Source organism: Bacillus sp. FSL R5-0576 (assembly GCF_038004765.1).
GTDB lineage: Bacteria > Bacillota > Bacilli > Bacillales > Bacillaceae > Bacillus > Bacillus subtilis.
In genome coordinates this window covers 351,197-373,023 of record NZ_JBBORU010000001.1, presented here as the reverse complement: position 1 = coordinate 373,023, position 21,827 = coordinate 351,197, and the positions used below count along the sequence as shown (strand labels likewise).

Below are 21,827 nucleotides of genomic sequence, written 5' to 3'. Positions count from 1 at the left end.
GTGATTCCTTTATAGTTCATTCATCATCATCTCGTTTTCCAGTTCTTCTAAAAATTGATCAGCTGTTTTGATATCGTTGCGGTAGGGCAAATAGCAAACGTGGAACGTAAGCGACACATACTTTCCATTTTCCAGCTGATATGTATCCAATTGTTTCTTCAGCTTAGTCAGAACTGCCGGCATATGTTCAGCAGGCGTGTGCGTCAGCACGATCCCGATACGCTCATCAGAGGGACGGAATTTCTTATCCGTTTCCCGAACGCTTGTCCTGATTTGCTGACTGACATATTGGAAGAGGCGGTCCGTTTCTTTTTCACCGTACAAAGACTTAAACTCTTTGAAATAATGCATATGCAGCAGCAAAAAAACAAAAGAATTGCCATAGCGCTCCGCCCGCTTGATTTCTTCTGAAAGCTCCAGCCTCATCCTTTGCTTGTTATCAAATCCGGTCACTCTGTCAACAGCAACATAGCTTTTAATTTCGGATTGAAGCCGTGTTATTGAGCGCCGAAGCTCTGCTGTAATATCGTGGATTCTTCCAGAAATAAAAGAAAACAGCAAAAGCGCGATTCCCCACACAACAAGCATTCGCAGCCCTTCCTCAGCCGGAAAGAGCGATGTCTGTCCAGTCTGGAAAAACATCATTAAGGTGCCGAGAACAAAGAGTACGATTAAGGTCACTGCCAGCGCGTAAATCGGGCCGAACCAGATGCCTGCGGCGATGACGCCAAATGTGATGCAAAGGATCAGAGCACCTTCTGATTGCTGGGCTGACACATAATAAATAAACAAAGACAGGGCCGCGATGAGCCCTGAAAAATAAGCAAATAATTTTTGTGATTCACTGAATGATATTTTCATTAAAAAGCTTCCTTTCGGCTAACAGCGGCAGCAGATTGTCAAATGAATGCGTCTGAGTGCCGCTCATATAGCCTCCATAATACGATTTCACCGGATCATGAATTTCAAAGTCATTCATTCTGTCATATATGGCTTTGATGACAGAACTGTTTTCATGCTGTTTTGTCAAAAACAATACGGCTAAGGCATATACGGATGGAGACTCATATTGGACGGCAGGCTCCTTCGTATCTGCCGAATACCGCCCGTACAGCTTTCCGTTTTTCTGAAATTCCTGCTTGATCCAGTCCGCTAAAACAGATGCTTTTTCATCCCCTTCCGGCAAATGCCAAGCAGCGTAAAGCTGATCAATCAGGTTGATTTCACTATCATATGTGTATTCCTTCGTCTCCGAGCTGTATGTCTTCGGCAGAAAGCCATTTTTTAAAGGAGCTGAATAGAGAACATTGGCATTCCGCTGTTCTGTGTCTTCGTCTATGATTCCATTCTTCTTTAAGACAGCTAAGGCGTCAGGCATGACGTATGAAAGCGTCACATCCTTTGAAGCGGCCTGTGAGTCGTAATAGTCTGTAAATAACCCATTGTTCATATTGTATGTCTTCAAAGACGTGCCGATATCCCTAGCCGTTTGCGCGTAGTCGCTGCGGCCCCATTTTGCGGCGGCTTGGTCAAGAGACAGCATAATTCTCATATCATCTATCAGCGCATTCGTCCCGCTCGCTTGGCCATTTTGAATCTTCCACGTCACCAAGTGATTGCTCATCAGAAATGAATCAGTCAGATGCTGATATTGATCCTGGAAATGCGGTGCGTCATTTTTGCTGAGCAGAAACTCCATCCACAGGCCGAGAGATTCCGACAAGTAAGAAGGCTGGTCTGAAAAATCGGTTTTGATCAGCCCTTTGTCATTCATTAAATTGTGATAGATGAAATATTCCGCCGGCTGGAGCGGGCTGGCATTCACTTCTGTCGCCGACTGATTTTGGGTCTTGTTTCCAGCTTCAGCACACCCTGCGGAAAGTCCGATAGATAAGAAGAATAAGATGACAGCAATTAGTACATGCCTCACAGGCAAATCCCCCTTTGTCGCCTGAAGCAAATCAGACGCTCACAAATAGTTATAGACGAAAATATGACTGCCATGTTACAAAGTACATTTACTATAAAAGAAAAAAATGCAGATTGCTAGCTTTTTTTCCCCTTTTTGAACATTAAGAAAACAGGACCTAAGTCCACTAAAAAAACCTGTGCGATAGGCACAGGTTTTTTTATTATTTATCCAAACCGAGTTTTTTCAGCTGTTCTGCCAGCGCGTTGTTAATCGGCTCATCTTTATTTTGTTTTTTCATATAAGAGGATACGTCCCGTTTGGTAGCACGCGCTTTGTCTTTGTTTTTTCGTTTTTCAAATACAGAGAGCTTTTCACGGTGACCGCACACACACGCAAAGGTTTGGCCCTCGCCTTGGCCGCGAAGCTCCATTCTTTTATGGCAATTTGGGCAGCGGGCGTTTGTTTTTCGGGCAATCGTTTTTCTGCTTCCACATTCACGATCTTGGCACACGAGCATCGTCCCGCGTTTGCCGTTTACTTTCAGCATCATTTTGCCGCATTCCGGACATGCCGTTCCCGTGATGTTGTCATGTCGGAAGGTTTGGCTGCTGTTTTTGATTTCTTTTACCGTTTGGTGAGCGTAAGCCTTCATATCTTTAATAAAAACAGCCGATTTCAATTTGCCGGCCGCGATCGCAGACAGCTTTTGCTCCCATTCTGCTGTTAAGGCCGGTGATTTCAGATCCTCCGGAACAAGCTGCAGGAGCTGTTTTCCTTTAGATGTGATAAAAATATCTTGGCCTTTTTTCTCGATTAAAAAGCTGTTGAACAGTTTTTCAATAATGTCGGCACGCGTTGCCACCGTGCCGAGGCCGCCTGTTTCTCCAAGCGTTTTGACGAGGCCTTTTTCTTCTCCTTGCATAAATGCGCTTGGGTTTTCCATCGCTGACAGCAAGGTCCCTTCATTAAAGCGGGCAGGCGGCTTCGTTTGGCCGCTTGTTTCCGTTAACGTGCGGACGGCAAGTGTGTCGCCTTTTTGAAGCGCAGGAAGTGTCTGGTCTCTGTCATCCTCCTGCTCATCATCCTCATCCGCCATATCATAAACGGCTTTCCACCCTTGCGACTGCACGGTTTTGCCTTTCGCCGTAAAGGTTTCTCCGCCGATTTCTGCGATGACCTTTGTTTCCTCATATTCGAATGCAGGCATTAATACAGCCAGGAAACGTTTCGCAATCAGGTCATACAGCTTTCGTTCTTTATCACTCAGACTGCTGAGAACGAGCGGCTCTTCGGTCGGGATAATCGCGTGGTGGTCTGACACCTTCGCGTCATTGACATATCCTTTATGAGATTTAATGCCGCGTTTTTTAATTTGGTTGACATATTGGGCATACGGTTTTACTTCCATGCCTTCCAGACGGTCTTTTAACGTTGGGACGATGTCACTGGATAAAAATCTAGAGTCCGTCCGCGGATATGTGACGAGCTTATGCTGCTCATATAGCTTCTGCAGTACAGAAAGCGTTTCTTTAGCAGAAAAACCGAAGCGCTTGTGGGCGTCACGCTGCAGCTCCGTTAAATCATAAAGCGCAGGCGCAAAGCTTTTTTTCGCTGTTTTTTTCAGCTCAGCTACGACCGCTTGCTTTCCTTGGAGATTTTTTAGCAGACGGCTTGTTACATCTTGATTGAACGTTCTCGTCTGCTTTGATTTCTTATCCTGCCACGTCAGCGTCATGCCGTCGACTGCAGCACGGATGCCGTAATACGGAACGGGCGTAAACGCTTGAATGTCTGCCTCGCGCTTTGCAATCATGGCAAGCGTCGGAGTCTGCACACGCCCGCATGAGAGCTGGGCATTGAATTTTGTGGTAAGTGCACGGGTGGCATTGATCCCCACAATCCAATCCGCTTCCGCTCTGGCGACGGCAGAATGGTACAGGTTTTCATATTCTTTGCCGCTGCGCAGCTTTTGAAAACCTTCCTTGATCGCTTTATCCGTCACAGATGAAATCCACAGCCGCTTGATTGGTTTTCGGACATTCGCTTTCTCAATGATCCAGCGCGCAACAAGCTCACCTTCCCGGCCTGCGTCAGTCGCGATGACAATCTGATTGACGTCTTTACGGGTAAGCTGGGATTTGACTGCATTGAACTGCTTTCCGGTTTTTTTTATCACCACAAGCTTCAAGGGTTCTGGGATAATCGGCAGATCCTCTAGGCGCCATGATTGAAATTCTTTTCCGTAGCCTTCCGGATCAGCAAGCGTCACCAAATGGCCTAAAGCCCAGGTCACAATATATTGATCGCCTTCGAGATAACCGTTTCCTTTTTTATGGCACTTCAGCACCCGGGCTAAATCCCGGCCGACTGAAGGTTTTTCAGCTAATACAACTGTTTTTGACATGCTTGATCACTTCTCTTTCTTTCACGCTCATCCTGTTATTATAACAGACTTCGCGCGGCACTCTCTAACCGCGCCCGTTTTTCGTGTCAATTTCTGAGAAAATGACGTGAGTGACGGTTTGCGCGTAGGGCGATGTTTTGTTAATGAAATCTTCTACCGCTTCGAGGCTTTCGGCATTGATTTTCAGCATATAGCAGGCTGCACCCGCAATCCGGTAGCAAAATTCAATATTCGGCAATGTTTGAATATAGCTTTTGAACCGCTCGTAATCCGCGTTTTTAACGGTTGCTTCCACAATGCAGGAAACGGGAAGCCCCAGTTTTTTCTGGTCGACCTCCAGCGTGTATTGCTTGATGATGCCAAACGATTCAAGCTGTCTTACCCGTTCTGTTACAGATGGTGGCGACAGCTTAATTTTTCTGCCTAATTCCCTCATCGACAAACGGCTGTCCTTCTTCAGCTCCTCAATGATATTCAGATCAATCTGGTCAAGTTTCATTTCAACATCCTTCTTTTTTGATTTTGTACACATTATCTCGGGTATCTTTGTAAATGACAAGTACAGTTCCCTAGAAAAGGCATGTAAAAATGAATGTTTTCTGAACATTTTTTGAAAGCTGTCATATGCCCCCCCAGATTGTTTATAGTATAAAATGAAAACGTGTCCACAAGGAGGGCGATTTATGCTGCAAACGCCGATCGGAAGACTTCGCACGATGGGTTTTATTGAAGGAATGTCACTCTTAATCCTGTTGTTCATCGCTATGCCGCTTAAATATTGGGCAGGCCTTCCGCTTGCGGTGACAATTGTCGGTTCGGTTCACGGCGGGTTGTTCATTTTGTATTTGCTTGTCTTGGCTTATGCAACCTTCTCTGTCAAATGGCCGCTGAAATGGTCAGCTGCCGGCTTCGTCGCCGCTTTCGTCCCATTCGGAAATTTTTTGTACGACCGCGGATTAAGGAAATATAAATAAGGGAACGCAAAAAAGGCTGGATTTTTATGATCCAGCCTTTTTTATTAAAACCACTTTGTCAGCCACGCGATATAGTAGGCCCCCGGAATAAACATGAGCTGGGCGAGGAGTGTGCCCGCCACCCTTGATGTGACCATTGTGACAGAGGTCCATTTTAAATAGATATAGCTTCGTTTTCCTTTTGCCACATCATCAGCTAGAACGGATACTTTAGGATCAACAAAAATGGCCAGCAGCATGGTCGCAATTCCGTTGATCAAACCCGAAGCCATGACGGCTGTCGTACTGCGCTCCGGCGCCAGAAGGCCTGCGTATAAAGCCGAAAGCACGCCAATCGTATAAATCGATGTGATCAGCATGTTGATGACAAACAAACGCTTCGGAATCAAGCGCATATGAAATCCTTTTACATATGAAATAGACGGCAGACGCAAATAGGAAAGGGCATTTTTGAATCCTTGTTTCGAGAATCCCTTTCGGAATACTTGAAAAACGGAGCCGCCGCCGCCTGCCAAGTGAATAATCGCCCGTGAAAAAAGAGCGACAAAAGACGGGAGCAGGATAATGCCCAAAATGGTGCCGACTGTCGATCCGAAAATTAAAAAGCGGAACTGCTCCCCTACAATCGCCAGTGCGTTTTTTCCAGCATCATCAATTAAATGCCCGGTAAAGGGCTGCTGCACCATGTTCGACATTCTGGATACGATGACCATGACATTAAACAGAGAAAGCGCGGACGCAATAAATCCAACGCGGGCCCCGGAAAGCCTTGTGGCATAGGCTAAAGTTTCTATCGAGTGAATCAGCAATAAAAAACAAAAAATAAAAAGTACTTGTGTTGTAATGACATGCACGTTATTCTTCCTCCAATTTCATCCTAGAGATAAGACTGGAATGAAGACAAGGAGGTTTCAGTACGATGTGTTTTTTGCAATAAAAAAACCGTCCGGCGTACGCCGGGCGGTTTGTCTTATTCTTTTCTATACGCAAATAAAGATTATATCATCCGCCAAGTCAGGCGGGTTAGATTCATAAAGCATTGTTCCGAAGAATCATTCTGGAAAGTAAACACCATGGAAATTTCTTGAACACAAGACAACGAAAGCCCTACCTCTCAATCGTCACTGCGGCTCCGAAGCCGCGCCGGTGTGAATTGTAAAACAAAAAAGTCTTTTTTCCATCTCATCGTTAGGGGCGATTTGTTATGAAGGAAAAGAATAAGGGCAGCTGGTTATGCTGCTTGGGAAGCGGTAAGCTTCTCTCTCAAAACAGAAAAAAGAAGTTTACTTTCTTTTTTATTTGCTTATTTTTCTTACTAGCTATTCATAATAACATATCGCCCTTGAAAACACAAATTTTTTATAGTTCGAGTGAGACCGGTGTTTTCTCCCCGGCATTCATTAATCTGATATCCTCCGGTTCAATTTCAAGAATCACCAGATTCGGATCATCCTTGCCGTCAAACCAGCGCTCTAATTTGGAACTCCATATTTTGTCCTTGAGTTCTGCCGAATTGTTGATTTTGGCTTTTCCGGCAACTTCGACATATGCGTCGCCAAAACCTTCACAATCATAGCCTAATAAAATGTGGACATTGGGGTTGTTCTCAATTTCTTCCGCTTTATGAGTTTCCTTGCTTGTCGGTGTGTAAATCGTCAGCCCGTCATGGAAAAAAGTCATGTAGCGGGAATGCGGTTTGCCCTTTTGAACTGTTGCGAGCGAACCTACTTTATGGTGATCTAGAACATCAAGCACTTTTTGTTTAATGTCTTGCTGATTCATCTCGAATCACTCCTTTTTAACGTCTCCGCTGTTACTTTTCCACATCCGGGGAAGATTTAAACAAGAAAGTGTGCTCTTTATTTTTCGCCTTCCCATTCACGCTTTAACAGACTGTAGTAGACGAGGTCGTGATGCCTGCCGTTTACGTATAAGCCGTCCCGTGCACTGCCTTCCTCTAGAAACCCGAGCCGCTCCGGAACCGCTCTGCTTTTTTCATTTCCGACAGCCGCACAGATCGCCACACGATTCAGCTCAAGCTCTTCAAAAGCATACGTAATGAGTTTTCGGCAGGCAGCTGTAATAATGCCTTTCCCTTCAAATTCTTTGGCAATCCAATATCCGATTTCCGCCTTACGATTCACTTGATCAAGGTTATGCAGGCTGATCATGCCGCATAGGCTGCCGTCATAAAGGAGCCCCGCCTCAATGCCGTTCAGGTCGGCATACTGGCGCCGCCAATCTGGAATGATTGTTTCTCGGTACGTTTCAGCGCTGCTTGGATTTTCCGCAAAAAACAGCCACTTGCCAAGCCGCTGCTGATTTTGGATAATGAGTTCGGCCAGCCGCTCCGCATCCTTCGGCTCCAATAATCGGATGGTGATGTGCTCATTTACCTTGCAAGTGAACATTGCCTCGCCCTCTTTCCTTTTTTAACCATTATAGCGATGATTCTGTTTTTTTCAATACAAAAAGGATGGGCTGTTAAGCCCATCCTTATATTCTTGGATCGGTAAAGATATCATGTTTATCCGTGCTCGTCGATGACATTTCCGTCACGACGGCACCTTCTTCCCCGGCCTGGAACCAATGCTTTGTATTCGGTGGGATTGTATATTGCCCGCCCGGTTCTAGCTCAATTTCGTGCCAGACCGTATAGTGTTCTCTGTCTTCCTGAGGAGGGAGAACTTTTGGAAGCGGCGTTTTTTCTCCTTCTACGTAAAGATACACTTTTCCGTAGCGGCAGCGGAAGGTCTCCTGCTTGCCTTCCTGGCCGTCGACCGGCGGATGGCGGTGTTCCGGGCAAGTCTGTCCCGGAAACAGCACCAATTCCTTTGAACAATAACGGTCTGTATTGACGTAGACGAAGAGCTGGAGCCCGACTTTTCTTTCTTTTCCTAAGCCGTAATCCATCAGCTGGATTTGGTCTACTTCCTCGTCCGTTAATACAATCCCTGCTTTTTGATAGTAGCTGTTCACTTCTTCTTTCGTGATGCCCATATGTCTCACTCCCTCTTATGTCGTCACAAAGTTTCCGCCGTTAACATGCAGGGTCTGTCCTGTCATGTAAGAGGACTCATCTGATGCCAGGAGCACATAACAGCCGACGTGCTCAACAGGCTGTCCAGGACGGCCCATCGGCGTATCTTGCCCAAATTGAGCAACTGTTTCTTCAGGGAACGTAGCTGGGATTAGTGGCGTCCAGATTGGACCCGGCGCGACTGCATTTACACGGATGCCGTCTTTAACAAGCGCCTGCGCCATTGTTCTTGTAAAGGCGTTGATCGCCCCTTTTGTCGCTGTATAATCAATCAGTGTCGGGTTCCCTACGTACGGGTTGATGGATGTCGTATTGATGATGGCGCTGCCCGTTTTCAGGTAATCAATTGCTTTTTTAGTCAAATAAAATTGAGAATAAAAATTTGTTTTGAATGTGCGGTGAAGCTGTTCGCTCGTAATATCTTTGATGCTTTCCTTCGGATGCTGTTCACCTGCATTGTTGACAAGGATGTCAAGGCCGCCTAGTTCCTTGACCGTTTTTTCAACCGCTTCATTGCAGAATTCCTCTTCACCTACGTCACCAGCAATCAGCAGGCATTTTACGCCTTCTTGTTCAACACGTTTCTTCGTCTTCTCAGCGTCTTCATGCTCATCCTTATACACAATGGCGATGTCTGCGCCTTCCTTTGCGTAAGCGACGGAAACCGCGCGTCCGATCCCGCTGTCGCCGCCTGTAATAAGAGCTACTTTTCCTTTTAATTTGTCTGCTCCTTTATAATCCTCGTACTCATACACCGGACTTGGATTCATTTCGCTTTCAATTCCCGGCTGGCGACTTTGAGTTTGTGCCGGCAGTTCTTTTGGATAATTTGCCATGATGATTCTCCTCCTTTGTTTTCATGTCTATTTGTTGTGTACCTCACACACTCTATGGATAAACATGGCTTGGCACCTTCGCATTGCTTTATCAGAAAAATGTTTCACATGGAACGCTGGGAGGAAATTAACTCAAAAAGGGGGTTGGTTGCTGAATGATTAACATGCTTTCTAGAAGATTCAGCAGGCCAAAGGGCGTCATCGGCATGATTGCCGGGTACATCATGGCTGCTGAAAATCAAACACTGAATCAGTGGACAATCAATCAGCTGGGTATCACGCGCGGGGACAGCATTTTAGAAGTCGGGTTTGGCCCGGGATACTGCATGCAGCAGATGCTGAAACGCGAGAAGGATGTTCATCTTCATGGGATTGATGTGTCAGAGGCCATGCTGAAGCTGGCCGCCCGCAGAGTGAAACCAAAGGGCGTACGCCTGATACAAGGAAGCATCGAGACATTTCCTCTCCCCGCCTCGTTTTATGATAAAGTGATTTCCGTTAACAACTACACCATTTGGAATGACCAAACAAAAGGCATGAAACAGATTTATCGGGCATTAAAGCCAGGCGGCAAAGCAGCCATTACGATGCAGCCGCGGGAAGCGGATGCCAGTCCTGAGAAAACCAAATCATTTGGAAGAGAGATGAATGCTGACTTTAAAGCAGCCGGCTTCGAAGACATTGATATAGAATTTAAGAACATTAAGCCTGAGCTTTCCGTCTGTGCAACTGCAAAGAAGCCCGCCACATAAAGTGGACGGGCTTCTTCTTTTATGAATGTACAGCCTGATTGCGCAGGACGTCTTTTTTCACCTTGCCAAGGTTGTTTTTCGGCAGTTCGTTAACAAATTCAACTTCAGGTATTTTGTAAGCGGACAGGCGTTCTTTACAAAATGCGATGACATCCTCTTCCGTGATGCGCTGGCCGCCATTTTTCACGATAAAAGCTTTCGGTTTTTCACCGTAAAGCGGGTCTGGAATACCGACCACAGCCGTTTCAAGGATTCCCGGGATCTGCTGGATAACTTCTTCAACCTGATCAGGATAGACGTTATCGCCTCCGTAAATAATGACATCCTTGTAGCGTCCCGTGATGAAAATAAAGCCATCTTCATCTACATATCCTGAATCTCCGGTTCTAAACCATCCATTTTGCAGCACTTTCGCTGTTGCTTCAGGATTGTCTTCATAGCCTTTAAATAAGAATGGAGTATGAACAACGATTTCGCCGATTTGTCCTTGAGGAAGTTCTTCTCCAGTCAGAGGATCTTCCACTTTGACTTTAACACCTGCCACAGGTTTTCCTGCAGATGCCGCTTTATCCATTCCCATATCAGGCGTCCATGTGCTGATGCCCCAAGCCTCAGTACTTCCATAGCCATGCGCAAGCGGAATGCCAATATCAAGATAGCGGCGGATTAGGCTGCTCGGCACTTTTGTTCCGCCTGTCATTAAAATAACAAGCGAAGATAAGTCAGTTTGGTGCGTTTCCCACGCCTCAAGCAAATACGTGTAGAACACAGGAAGAGCCATCACGGTCTGAATTTTCTCTTCTTCAATGACCTTCAGCATGTGAACAGGATCTTGATCCTTTGTAAACACAAAGGTTGTTTCTGCAAACGTTCCAAGCATGATGCAAATGAGCGCACTCGTATGATAAATCGGATGGCACGCGAGAAAACGAAGGCCCTTCATGCGTGCTATTGAGCTGTTGGATTTTTTAACGTATCTGTATATGCCGCCATGTGTAATCATGCATCTTTTCGGGTTACCCGTTGTTCCAGATGTAAACATCAGAAGTGCTGTATCATCAGGGGAAACCATTTCCGTCTCTGGCAAATGATCAGGACCTGCAAACAGCGCTTCAAATTCAGCAGATGTTTCGTAAGCTGTTCCTGTTTCCATTGTTACACACAGTGAGGACAATTCAGGAAGAACTTCATCTAGTGTCTCTTTAAACTCCGCTCCGTAAAACATTGCTTTCGGTTCACTTGCTTTTAAAATGCCTGTCATTTCATATGGTTTCAGCTGCCAGCTGACAGGTACGACAACAGCACCTATTTCAAGTGCGGCGAACATAACTGTTGAGGCGGGATGGCCGTTTTTGCAAAGCAATGCAACACGGTCGCCCTTTTGAATTCCTTTTTGAAGCATGGCATTCGCCAGCTGATTAATCCGTTTACGGTAACCTTTATATGTCAGTGTATGGTCTCCGCTTTTTACAGCCTCTATATCTTCGCTATTCGGCATGTCATGCAGAATCAGATGCTGTAATGTTTCCATATCGTCATCTCCTATATTCTCTTGAATCTTCAATAATTTGTTAGATTTTCTTCCTTACCTCACCCATTTTAACCCAAAAAAGATAACTTGTAAAACTATTTCATTTTGGAATTATTCCAATACTGAATGATAAAATAGTCCCACATTTTCTTATTTTGTTCCCCGTCCAAAGAAAAACACACGCCAAATTTTTGACGTGTGCCATGCAGGATTACAGTATGTTTTTTTCTTTCATCCATGTGAAAAATATGCGGTTTAACCGCTGATACAATTCTTGTTCTCCTTCTTCCTGAAACCCCGCCATGCTTTCTCCGCTCTCGATAATTGCCGAGCTGATCGCGCTTAAAATCTCCGAGCCTTCAGCAGATAATGAGTTAGGCGCCATCATGACGAGGATGCGTGTCATCCTGAGGGTATTTCCGTCCATGCCATCCACTTCATAGGAGGTGCTGAGATCAAACATTTTGAAAAAAGGCAGGACGATTTCATCATTTTTGAGATGATAAAGCGCCATGTTTGTTCCGGGGATTCCCAATCCCCCTTGTTTCTCCCGCTCAGCCAGGCAAACCGCGGCTTTTTCCGGATTACGGATCAGGCCATCCTTCTTCAGCTGTTGAAAAAGCTCTAGCAAAAGCATGCTATGGTCCGGGTTTGTTTTGAGTTGAGCTAGCGTAAAATGGCGCAGAACATCTTGGATAACTTCCATATACCGCCCTATGCTTTCCGCCGCCTCTAGCATGTCAGGTACATCAGCTTGCTGCGCTTCTTCCTTCGGGCTTCTTTTTTTGTTAAGAATAAGGGGAATCTTCCGCTTGATATACTGCTTGACCTGGTTTGCGTCTTCCTCATTTAATAGTGGGCTGACCATGATGTAATCAATGTTTTCATAAGGAATCGGTACAGTGGACACAATCATATCATAGGCTTGAACATCCTTCCCCTTTAGCTCGATCAGGGATGACATATCAAACGATTCAATTTCCGGCAGCTCTTTTTTCAGTCTGGAGGCAAGCATTTTCGAGGAGCCGATCCCGCTTGAGCAGACGACAAGCGCTTTCACTTTTGCTTCTTCTTTTTTGATTTCAAGAGCCGAGCCAAAGTGAAGAACGATAAAAGCGATTTCATCATCAGAAAAGGACATGCCCGGAAAATACTTTTCGACGCCTTCTTCGATCGCCATATAAAGCAGAAAATAATCGCGCTTGATCTGTTCCTTCATCGGATTGTATATCTCAATATTTTCTTTTATGCGGCTGACGGCCGGCTCCAAATGGGCAATCAAGCCTTCATATAAAGAGTAGTTTTTCGTCAGATCCATTCTGATTTTGTCTGAAATAAAAGCAATGAGCCGCTTTGTTTGCAGGGCTGTTTCCAGCTCAATTTCCTGCGCTTTGTATTCTGTTTTGTATTTTCGATTGGCGCTTCGAAGGTGGATTGTAATATAGCCGACCTCCGCCTCTGGAATCGTCACGCCGAAGGCACGTTCAAGCTCACCCGCGATTTCAAGAGCGGAGCTGTATTCCTTCGCATTCTTCAGTTCCTCAAGCTCATTTTGCTCCATGGTGATAGTTTCCCCAAGCTTAATTCGTTCGATCGCATACGTCAGATGGACGACGAGCGCTATATAGGAGCTGTCGGACAATGAAAAAGCGATTTTTTCTTTGAGCTGAAATAAGATGCGCTCCATTTTTAACAGCTCACCTTTGCTGACAACCCCGAACATTTTCTCTGAAGAATCGGTTTTTCCTTTGATGTTTAATTCAACCGCTTCCAAAAACATTTGGATGTCGAGACGGTTCACAATCAAGTTGCCGACAATTTTCCGTTTCGCATTCTCCGGCCCTATAAGCTGGATGCCAAAACCTCTTTTGCGGATCAGTGTCAGTCCGAAGGGAGAAATCCACTTCTCGAGCTCATCTAAGTCATAGCTGACCGTGGCATTCGTCACCTGGAGATCATGAGCAAGCGTGTACAGTTTGACGGGCTCCTGAGACTCTAATAACGAACAAAGAATGAGCAGTTTCCGTTCGTCGGCGCTGTATTCATGCTGTTCATATGATAAATCAGTAAGCAGCTTTTGTTTATCTTCGGGACTTCCCACTGCTTTCAACCCTTTACCGGGCTGTTTATCTAACGTAAGCCCCACGGTTTCCATCAGCGGTTTAATTGATTTGAGTTCCCTGTGAATGGTTCTCGTGCTGACTTGCATCAGCTCAGCAAGCTCAGTTACGGTTATATATCTGTTTTGTAATAATAAGTGCTTTAACAGCTTTTGTTCTCTGGCAGTCATATACATAAAAAAGACCTCCTAGACTATCTTGATGTGCGGATGAAGTCGCAAGGAGATGCAGTAGAGGATATAGAGAGGTTTCCTTTTAATATAAAACGCTTTCAAGCAAGAATCAATCACTTATAAATGGTAATTTGGCACTATGCGGTGTGACAATATTGAAAAAGCATCAGCTGGTAAGCTGATGCTTTTTATGGAATATCGTAACCCTGTACGGCTGTAAAAATGCGGAACCATTGATCCTGGTCAAGCTTGTATGACAACGCATTTATCGCGGCGGAAATCCGCTCGCGCTTTCCGCTTCCGACAATCGGCATGATGCCGGCCGGATGCGTATACAGCCATGCGTACATGACCTCGTCCAATGAAGCGGCGCCGATTTCCCCTTGGACGGATTCAAGCGCCGTGCGGACACGTCGGTCTTTATCCGTGTTTTCAGTGAATACTTTGCCGCCTGCCAGAGGCGACCAAGCCATCGGCGGAATCCGTTTTTCCTGGCACAGGTTCAAAGTGCCGTCGAGCATATTTTCTAATTCGTATGCGGAAAGCTCAATCTGGTTGGTCACAAGCTTCTCAGGCAAATACGATTCCAGCATCCGATACTGGTGATCTTTAAAATTTGAAACGCCAAAGTACCTGACCTTGCCAGAGCATTTCAAGGCCTGAAACGCCTCTGCTACCCCCTCCGGATCCATGAGCGGGTCCGGTCTGTGAATCAACAGCACATCAATATAATCCGTCCTTAAGTTCATAAGCGATTGCTCAACGGATGCCAAAATATGCGATTTGCTTGTGTTATAATGATGCGATCTGTGAGCGGGCCGTTCAGGCGATTCAAGAACGATACCGCATTTTGTGACCAGCTCTATGTTTTCTCTTAATCCAGGCGAAAGGGCAAGGGCGTTTCCAAACAGCTTTTCGCACGTATAGCCTCCATAAATATCCGCATGATCAAAGGTCGTGATGCCGTGATCGATACACCATTCAATGAGGCTTAGAAGTTCAGCATCTGAATAGTTCCATTCATTCAGCCGCCAAAGCCCGTGTATGACTCTTGAAAATTGAAGATCCTCCGCCAATTGAATACGCTGCATGCAAAATCCCTCTTTTCTTTGTATAAACCGGGTTTTGCCCCTTACTAGTTCATTCGGCCTCAGATCCCCTTTTTCCTTTCGCTCCTTTTAAAAAGACATTTTAATTCGATTGAAATTGCTTTTTCGCTTTCTCAACGACATAGTGGCTACCGCCGCGGTCCTGCACATTTTGGATCATCATGGCGACAAGCAGGTCTTTGTTTTTGTAATCGTAGCCGACAAACCAGCCATTTTCCGTGCCGTCTTTATCATCTTTTGATGTTTTCAGCTCGGCTGTTCCTGTTTTCCCGGCCACTGTGATTCCTTTCACGACAGGCTGATACGCTGATCCGCGCTCATCTTCCACAACGCCTTTCAGACCTTTTGTAATGTCTGCCGCTCCTTCCTTGGTGACCACTTGCTTGTGCCAAACATCAGCTGTTTGTGAATCTTTTTTGATCAGCGTCGGTTTGACAAGGTCTCCATTGTCAACAAATGGCGTGTAAGCAGTTGCCAAGTGAAGCGAAGACATTTGCATTTGCCCTTGTCCATAGCCTGTATCCGCAAGCAAAATGTCTGAATCAAGCTTGTCATTTGCAATAGACGATTTCTGGATCGGGAATTCATACGGAATGTCCTCTGAAAAACCGAATGTCTTCAAGCCTTTTGTGAAGGTGTCCGCTCCCATATCAAGCGCATTCTGGGCAAAATAAATATTGTCTGACGTAATAAGGGCGTTTTCCAAATCGACTTGTTGAAGTCTCTCAGAAACACGTGTCACTGAATAGCCGCCCCAGCTCGAATCTTTTTGCCACTCCTTGCCTTTGATTGTTTTCTTCTCATCGGCTTTAAGGGTGCCGTTTTTGATTCCAATAGCAGCCGCAATCGGTTTAATGGTAGAACCTGGCGCGTATGTCTTATTGAATTTCGCTGAAAACGGATTGTTTTTATCTTTGTTTAGCTTTTTCCATTCCTTATCGCTCCAGCCGAAAATAAATCCGTTTGGATCGTAGGAAGGCGCGCTGACAAGGGCGAGTGTTTCGCCTGTCTTCGGCTGCAGGGCGACTGCCGCCCCGCTGTCATTCTTCAGTTCATCATACAGCTTCGTTTGCGTTTTGATATCAATTGTGAGGTGAAGATCCTCGCCGTCCTTTGCTTTCTTTTCAGCGATGACTTCCCCGGTTTGCGGCACGTAGATTTTCCAGCCAGTTGTGCCTCTTAGCTTGTCTTCATACACATTTTCAAGTCCGGCGATACCGATGTTAGACGTATCGCTGTACGTTCCTTCTTTCTTTTTCTTCAGTTCTTCCGCTGTAATGGCGCGGACATAGCCTGTCAAATGGGCTGTCTTTTCGCCATACGGATAGTAGCGGGAGCTGACATTCGTTCTTGTTACGCCTTGTAATGACGTCGCTTCAGAAACTAACTTCTCCTGGTCAGGCTTGACCTTTTTGAGCGGCACAAACGAATCGTCTTTTACCCAGCCTTGATCCAGCTTTTTCTTGATGTCGTCTTCAGTCAAATCAAGTTTTTTGGCGAGTTCTTTTATAACTTTCTCTTTTTTATCGCCAAGCTCTCCGGGAACAATTCCAATTTCCGGAACATCTGTATTGACAGCTAAACCTTTTCCATTTTTATCGTAAATTTGGCCTCGTTTCGGTTCAATGCTCATAATTTGCACGGTTTTGTCGTCAGCCAGCTGCTTGAAAATAAACGATGGGTCCCAATCTATATTCCATGACTCCTCGTCATCTGTTTTTTCTAATTTCAGCACAGCAGTATTCTTGAAGCTGACTTTGCCGGCATTTGTGTTCATGCTGACTTTATACGGGATATGTTTCATTGTCTTGTTGTCTTGATCGTCCTTATCTACTTCTCCCGCAGTGACTTTCAAATTTTTTACGCCGGCCTGCTCATAGATGGCTTTATACCTGTTGACGAAATCTTTTTTGGAGATTTCTTTTTTGACATCTTTAGTCAGGCTTTGATACATGTCATCGAATTGCTGATCGTTCCACTGTTTCACGAATGCTTCCATGCGATCCTCTGGTGAATCTGTTTTGGAGCATCCGATTAACCCAATCAATCCGACGCATAGAAATACTAGTAGAATACACTTTTTTAACATGACTTTCCCCTGCCTTCCACTTGTTATTTTCTCTTAATTGAATTGGTGCGTGCAAGATTTTTTTGAAAATGAAGGAAAAGTTCACCGATTTTGCAGAAATCTCCTATCGTTTGCTGTAGACTATTTGAAAAGACAGAAAGAAGGGATAGCATGGTCAGAGAGGCAGCAATGCTTCACATTAAAGAAGGCCTTGAACAAGAGTTTGAGGATGCATTCCGGCAAGCGGCGCCGATTATTTCCGGCATGAAGGGCTATATCACTCACTCGTTATCAAAATGCATGGAGGAAACGCATAAATATCTGCTTCTTGTGGAGTGGGAAACACTTGAGGACCATACGGAAGGCTTTCGCGGTTCTTCAGAGTATCAAGAGTGGAAAGCCTTGCTTCATCGGTTCTATACCCCGTTCCCGACGGTCGAGCATTTTCAGGATGTGTAATAGATTTATATAATATGAAGTGTAAAACCGATAAGGGAGACAGACCATACAAAAACGGCGGTATAAATATTAAAAGCGCCTGAGCCGTCATTTTCTTTTTTGCGCTCTTCAAGTCCCTGCATAAACATGACCGCACCAAGAAAGACGAGCATGACCGATTGGATAACAGAGGTGTGTTCCGTATAGTTAAAAGCAATAAGCGCCAGTATAATAATGATAACCGCAAAAGACATTTTAAAAATCCGAAACAAAAGGACCATCCTTCCTTATATACGAAATATTGAACGTTATGGCTATATTTGCCTACGTCCTCCATTATTCTAGCGCACTTTGTTTGTCTGTAGAACAGAAGAAAGGGAATTTTAAGTTTCTTTTAATATTTCGATCACACATACAAAACGCGCCTGTCATGAGGCGCGTTTTCTATGAAACTGATAATTCTTTATAGCCTAGCTTGTGAACGGCTTCAGCCATCGCTTGATAGCCTTTGCAGTTCGGATGGACACCGTCAAAGGACAGATATTCCCGCTCCTTGCCTTTGAAGATGCTATAGGCATCTGCGATTTTGACATGGGGTGCTGATGCAAGTGTTTCTAAATGTGAATTAAAGGATGTGATCCATTTGCCGGCGATTTCAATGCCGGGAAACGGATTGTATAAGTTGAACACTCGGATGGCGTACGGGGAAGGATTTTCTCCTTTGATCTCGGCGATTTTGGCAATCATCTTTTCAAAATTCTCATGGCAATGGGCGGATACACGGCTGAAAATCGTTTCATCCTTAGAGGTTTGGTAGGCTAAGACCGAATCGATGAGATCGTTTCCGCACCCTGTGATCGTTATCATATCAGCATCTCGAATGCATTTTTGCACATAGGGATATGACAGGAGTCCCAAAATCTCTTCTGTATTCAGGCCTGATCTGGCAAATATGTTTATTGCCGTTCTTGTTTTCAAGTCAGCTTCCATCATGTCCCCAAAACGCTGGACGAAGCCGGGTGAAAACAGCCCCGAGCCTCTCCCTGTCGTCAAGGAATCGCCCAGAGCTGTATATCGAAGCATCATGTTCTTTCCTCCACTCTTGAACGTCGATACGTTAATGTACGCAGCAGAGAAAAGATTGGCTACTTATGTATATCCTATTTTTCTTGAAATCTGTAAAGCGGCGTCCTTCACCTTTTCTGTTAAATAGGGCAGCCTGTCTTCTGTAAATCTCGCTTCAAAGCCTGCAATGCTAATGCCGGCTGCCACCTGGCGCTTATGGTTAAAGATCGGGGCGCCGATCGCCGCCGTATAGTTTTCGAGCTCTGAATAGCTGACAGTATAGCCATTTTGCACAGAGGCATCAATCTCCTGAAGCAGTTTTTCGGGATCGGTAATCGTTCCGGAGCCAATCGAAATGAGCTCGGTTTGTTTGATGTATGCTTCGATTTCTTCACGGGGAAGAAAGGACAGAATGCTTCTGGCGCACGCTCCCGCGTATAGGGGGGAACGCCTGCCAATCGCCGTATACAGCCGCACAGTCTGTGTCCCTTCTATTTTCTCAACGTATATCGCTTCATTGCCGTCCCTCATGATCAACTGCACGGCTTCATCCACTTCCCGGCACAGCTCTTCCATCACCGGTTTCGCTATTTTTCTGATATCCAGTCTGTCAGCGACAAGCTGTCCGAATTCCAAAAACACCAATCCCAGCGAATAAGCGCCGGACGCATCCCGACTGAGGAACCCCATTTCCTCCAAAGAGCTGACCATCCGGTGAACAGAGGTCTTCGGCATTCCCGTCAGCGACACCAGTTCACTTAAGGTTAGGCTTGGTTTATGCAAAAACAAATTGAGCAGCGCCATAGATTTGACTACGGTTTTGTTTTTATTCTGCATCATGCATCCCCTTTGCTATGTCAGCCATTCCATCTTTATTCTCGTTTTCAGTTCTTTTATATGCTGTTCCCGTTCAATCGCAAGCGCTTCTGCTTCCTGAAGGGATACAGGCTCAAACTGGACGTGCTCACCCGGCATGATTTGGGAAACAATCGGAAGATCAGCGGATATGATATGCGCGATCCTCGGATAGCCGCCAGTCGTCTGCCGGTCTGCAAGCAGGATAATCGGGTTGCCGTCAGGCGGCACCTGAACTGTTCCGAATGAAACCGCTTCCGACACCATCTCAAGCGGGGCCTTCAGTTCGAGCGGTTCTCCTTTGAGCCTGTAGCCCATACGGTCAGACTGCGGCGTGACACGAAATGCTTCTTGATAAAAACGCGTTTTTGATTCTTCTGTGAAAAAGGCAAATTGCTTTCCTTCCAGCACCCGAATGACGGGATTCTTCTTCAATGGCAGAAATCTGCCGCGGCTGACTGACCACTTCGGTGCTGCAAATCCCTGTTTTCCAAGCTGCGAACTTAAGCGGGAAAGGATGGTTTGCGAAAGAGCTGACATCTCTCCAATGTTCAGTTCATCTTCTTTTTGAAGCGCTCTGCCATGAAGTCCGCCGATGCCTGCTCTGACGTATGTGCTTTTACTTTCCATGACGGCAGGCACCTCGATGCCGCCGGCTGCCGCCAAATAAGCACGGCTGCCGAGTTTGCAGGGGCCAAAGCTGACCGTGCTGTTTTCCTTGATGAGCACAGGCTTCCATAAAGGCGCTTCCTCGTCATTAATAAGCAGCGTGAAGTCCGCCCCTGTCACAGCAATCAGTGTCTGTTTTGAAAAATGAAACGACGGACCGGGCCCCATCATCGTTATTTCGAGACCTGCTTCATTTTCGCCGTTTCCTATCAACAGATTGGCAATGCGCAGTGAAACCGTGTCCATAGCGCCGCTGGCCAGAACGCCGTATTTTTGGTAACCCGTTCTGCCTATATCCTGAACCGTTGTGAGCAGTCCGGGCTTTAATACTTTCATGCTCAATTGGACTCCTCCTTATAGGCGTGATAGTCTTTTTCTGAGATGCGAACGAATTTCACAGTATCTCCCGCCCGCAGCAATGTCGGCGGGTTTTCCTGCGGCCGGAAAAGAGCCAGCGGCGTTTTGCCGATCAGCTGCCAGCCGCCCGGCGTTGAAATCGGATAAACGCCTGTCTGCAATCCCGCAATACCGACCGAACCTGCGGGAATCGACGGTCTTGGTGATGATTTTCTCGGAGCTGCAATGCGTTTTGACATCCCGCCTAGAAAAGGAAAACCGGGCGCGAAGCCAAGCATATATACCACATATTCACCGTTTGTATGAATGTCGATTACTTCCTCCGGTGACAGCTGATTGACCTTCGCCACCTCTTCTAAATCCGGACCGAATTCACCGCCATAGCAGACGGGAATTTCTACAATGCGGCGGTTGACCTCATAGTCTTCGGCTATTTCTACCAGCCGCTCTTCGACATCGCGCTTGACCTTCTCAAAAGGTGAGCTTATGCCTTGAGGCAAATGCTTGTACACTTCATACATATCATAAAATACGGTTAGACTTGTAAAAGCCGGAATACATTCAATGAATCCCGGAAATGGCTGTTCTTCTATATAAGCGGCCGCTGCATGGACAATGCCGTTGACCTGTTCATTGATTTCTTCTCCGAATCGGATCATCATTGCAGAATCACCGAGCTGTTCGATTTGATATCGTACAGTCATCTTTCTCACCTCTTTTAATTCTCGTTCATCAGGATGACGAGAGGCTACAGCACCGCAAGCGACTCGTCTCGAATATCTGTGATGAGCATATGCCCCGGCGCATGTGTGATGACCATTTCAGGCTTTACATTCATAGCCACGGCTTGCGGGGTCACCCCGCATGCCCAAAAAACAGGAACCTCGCCGTCACGAATGGAAACGGCATCTCCGAAATCCGGTTTCCCGAGATCGCGAATCCCGATTGCTCCCGGATTGCCAATATGGATCGGCCCTCCGTGCACAGCCGGAAAACGCGAAGTCACTTGTGCGGCACGTACAGCCAGCCGCTCAGGAACCGGCCTCATGCTGACAACCATCTGTCCGTGAAACGCCCCCGCCGGAACACAATCGATATTCGTTTTATACATTGAGACGTTTGTCCCCTCATCAATATGCCGGACAGCTATCCCATTATTGATCAGTGCCTGTTCAAAGGAGAAACTGCATCCGATCAGAAAGCCGACAAAATCGTCCTCCCAGTATGGCGTAATATCAGATACTTCTTCCGTTAAGATACCGTGCCTGTAAATACGGTATTTCGGAAAGTCCGTTCTGATATCAGCATCAGGCGCAGCCAGAGACGGCACAGGCGAACCTGCTTCAGTCACATCCAGCACGGGGCAGGGCTTTTGATTTCGCTGGCAAAACAGCAGAAAATCAAACGCAAGGTCCTTTTTCAAAACCACAAGATTCGCTTGGGCGTAGCCGCCGGACATGCCTGCGGTCGGCCCGTTTATTTTCCCCTCTCGTATCAGGGCGCGTACATCCTTTGGCGCCATTT

General features: G+C 46.0%; 22 protein-coding genes. 3 read left to right on the top strand and 19 right to left on the bottom strand.

What is annotated here, in order from left to right:
- Positions 1 to 9 precede the first annotated feature (9 nt).
- The 4 genes from epsK to lrpC all read right to left on the bottom strand — a co-directional run bounded on the left by epsK (position 10) and on the right by lrpC (position 4,815).
- On the bottom strand, positions 10 to 861 hold the full coding sequence (gene epsK, locus NX903_RS01865; RefSeq protein ID WP_086343469.1) for a cyclic-di-GMP receptor EpsK: 852 nt from the start codon (positions 859 to 861) through the stop codon (positions 10 to 12).
- Entirely contained in the window at positions 842 to 1,930 is a 1,089-nt protein-coding gene (locus NX903_RS01860; protein WP_086343468.1) for a lipoprotein YdaJ, read from the bottom strand. Before NX903_RS01860 ends, epsK begins: the two co-directional genes overlap by 20 nt.
- Before the next feature lie 202 nt (positions 1,931 to 2,132).
- A complete protein-coding gene (locus NX903_RS01855) occupies positions 2,133 to 4,316 on the bottom strand; it encodes a DNA topoisomerase III (RefSeq protein ID WP_086343467.1) in 2,184 nt (727 codons plus the stop codon).
- 64 nt (positions 4,317 to 4,380) lie between these two features.
- The gene (lrpC, locus tag NX903_RS01850) at positions 4,381 to 4,815 is read right to left on the bottom strand and encodes a transcriptional regulator LrpC (protein WP_003246585.1); all 435 of its coding nucleotides are present in this window, start codon (positions 4,813 to 4,815) and stop codon (positions 4,381 to 4,383) included.
- Between the two features lie 184 nt (positions 4,816 to 4,999).
- Between lrpC and NX903_RS01845 the strand changes: the two genes are divergently transcribed.
- Entirely contained in the window at positions 5,000 to 5,290 is a 291-nt protein-coding gene (locus NX903_RS01845) for a DUF3817 domain-containing protein (RefSeq protein ID WP_014478869.1), read from the top strand.
- 44 nt (positions 5,291 to 5,334) lie between these two features.
- Here NX903_RS01845 and amj read toward each other — a convergent pair whose 3' ends face one another.
- The 5 genes from amj to NX903_RS01820 form a co-directional block, all read right to left on the bottom strand.
- The gene (amj, locus tag NX903_RS01840; protein ID WP_003234394.1) at positions 5,335 to 6,144 is read right to left on the bottom strand and encodes a lipid II flippase Amj; all 810 of its coding nucleotides are present in this window, start codon (positions 6,142 to 6,144) and stop codon (positions 5,335 to 5,337) included.
- Between the two features lie 505 nt (positions 6,145 to 6,649).
- Complete coding sequence (locus tag NX903_RS01835; protein WP_003234396.1) at positions 6,650 to 7,072, bottom strand: pyridoxamine 5'-phosphate oxidase family protein; 423 nt, start codon at positions 7,070 to 7,072, stop codon at positions 6,650 to 6,652.
- 77 nt (positions 7,073 to 7,149) lie between these two features.
- Positions 7,150 to 7,701, bottom strand: coding sequence for a GNAT family N-acetyltransferase (locus NX903_RS01830; RefSeq protein WP_086343466.1), 552 nt, complete (start codon positions 7,699 to 7,701; stop codon positions 7,150 to 7,152).
- Between the two features lie 85 nt (positions 7,702 to 7,786).
- Positions 7,787 to 8,290, bottom strand: a complete 504-nt coding sequence (gene lyxE / locus NX903_RS01825) for a D-lyxose ketol-isomerase (protein WP_003234400.1) — start codon at positions 8,288 to 8,290, stop codon at positions 7,787 to 7,789.
- Between the two features lie 15 nt (positions 8,291 to 8,305).
- Positions 8,306 to 9,166: an SDR family oxidoreductase gene (locus NX903_RS01820; protein WP_086343465.1), complete on the bottom strand. Its 861-nt coding sequence runs from the start codon at positions 9,164 to 9,166 to the stop codon at positions 8,306 to 8,308.
- Between the two features lie 155 nt (positions 9,167 to 9,321).
- Between NX903_RS01820 and NX903_RS01815 the strand changes: the two genes are divergently transcribed.
- On the top strand, positions 9,322 to 9,918 hold the full coding sequence (locus NX903_RS01815; protein ID WP_172401332.1) for a class I SAM-dependent methyltransferase: 597 nt from the start codon (positions 9,322 to 9,324) through the stop codon (positions 9,916 to 9,918).
- A 19-nt stretch (positions 9,919 to 9,937) separates the two neighbouring features.
- Here NX903_RS01815 and NX903_RS01810 read toward each other — a convergent pair whose 3' ends face one another.
- The 4 genes from NX903_RS01810 to pbpC form a co-directional block, all read right to left on the bottom strand.
- Positions 9,938 to 11,449 (bottom strand): class I adenylate-forming enzyme family protein, encoded by a 1,512-nt coding sequence (locus NX903_RS01810; RefSeq protein WP_021481731.1) that lies wholly within the window; start codon positions 11,447 to 11,449, stop codon positions 9,938 to 9,940.
- Positions 11,450 to 11,660: 211 nt separating this feature from the next.
- Positions 11,661 to 13,745, bottom strand: coding sequence for a mannitol operon transcriptional activator MtlR (gene mtlR, locus NX903_RS01805; RefSeq protein WP_032726506.1), 2,085 nt, complete (start codon positions 13,743 to 13,745; stop codon positions 11,661 to 11,663).
- A 185-nt stretch (positions 13,746 to 13,930) separates the two neighbouring features.
- Positions 13,931 to 14,833 (bottom strand): aldo/keto reductase, encoded by a 903-nt coding sequence (locus NX903_RS01800; protein WP_024572564.1) that lies wholly within the window; start codon positions 14,831 to 14,833, stop codon positions 13,931 to 13,933.
- A 100-nt stretch (positions 14,834 to 14,933) separates the two neighbouring features.
- The gene (pbpC, locus tag NX903_RS01795; protein WP_086343464.1) at positions 14,934 to 16,940 is read right to left on the bottom strand and encodes a penicillin-binding protein 3; all 2,007 of its coding nucleotides are present in this window, start codon (positions 16,938 to 16,940) and stop codon (positions 14,934 to 14,936) included.
- Positions 16,941 to 17,090: 150 nt separating this feature from the next.
- Here pbpC and NX903_RS01790 point away from each other — a divergent pair, with 150 nt between their 5' ends.
- Positions 17,091 to 17,378 (top strand): antibiotic biosynthesis monooxygenase family protein, encoded by a 288-nt coding sequence (locus tag NX903_RS01790; RefSeq protein ID WP_003234413.1) that lies wholly within the window; start codon positions 17,091 to 17,093, stop codon positions 17,376 to 17,378.
- Positions 17,379 to 17,383: 5 nt separating this feature from the next.
- Here NX903_RS01790 and NX903_RS01785 read toward each other — a convergent pair whose 3' ends face one another.
- From NX903_RS01785 to NX903_RS01760, 6 genes are all read right to left on the bottom strand, one after another.
- The gene (locus tag NX903_RS01785) at positions 17,384 to 17,629 is read right to left on the bottom strand and encodes a YczI family protein (RefSeq protein WP_003240256.1); all 246 of its coding nucleotides are present in this window, start codon (positions 17,627 to 17,629) and stop codon (positions 17,384 to 17,386) included.
- Between the two features lie 172 nt (positions 17,630 to 17,801).
- On the bottom strand, positions 17,802 to 18,443 hold the full coding sequence (gene lipC, locus NX903_RS01780; RefSeq protein ID WP_024572562.1) for a spore germination lipase LipC: 642 nt from the start codon (positions 18,441 to 18,443) through the stop codon (positions 17,802 to 17,804).
- A gap of 63 nt (positions 18,444 to 18,506) precedes the next feature.
- Positions 18,507 to 19,259 carry an IclR family transcriptional regulator gene (locus NX903_RS01775; RefSeq protein ID WP_014478857.1) on the bottom strand — a complete coding sequence of 251 codons (753 nt, stop codon included), beginning with the start codon at positions 19,257 to 19,259 and terminating at the stop codon, positions 18,507 to 18,509.
- 15 nt (positions 19,260 to 19,274) lie between these two features.
- Positions 19,275 to 20,282 carry a 5-oxoprolinase subunit PxpC gene (gene pxpC, locus NX903_RS01770; protein ID WP_080351493.1) on the bottom strand — a complete coding sequence of 336 codons (1,008 nt, stop codon included), beginning with the start codon at positions 20,280 to 20,282 and terminating at the stop codon, positions 19,275 to 19,277.
- A gap of 2 nt (positions 20,283 to 20,284) precedes the next feature.
- The gene (gene pxpB / locus NX903_RS01765; RefSeq protein WP_086343463.1) at positions 20,285 to 21,007 is read right to left on the bottom strand and encodes a 5-oxoprolinase subunit PxpB; all 723 of its coding nucleotides are present in this window, start codon (positions 21,005 to 21,007) and stop codon (positions 20,285 to 20,287) included.
- 44 nt (positions 21,008 to 21,051) lie between these two features.
- Complete coding sequence (locus tag NX903_RS01760; protein WP_010886407.1) at positions 21,052 to 21,825, bottom strand: putative hydro-lyase; 774 nt, start codon at positions 21,823 to 21,825, stop codon at positions 21,052 to 21,054.
- Positions 21,826 to 21,827: the final 2 nt, after the last annotated feature.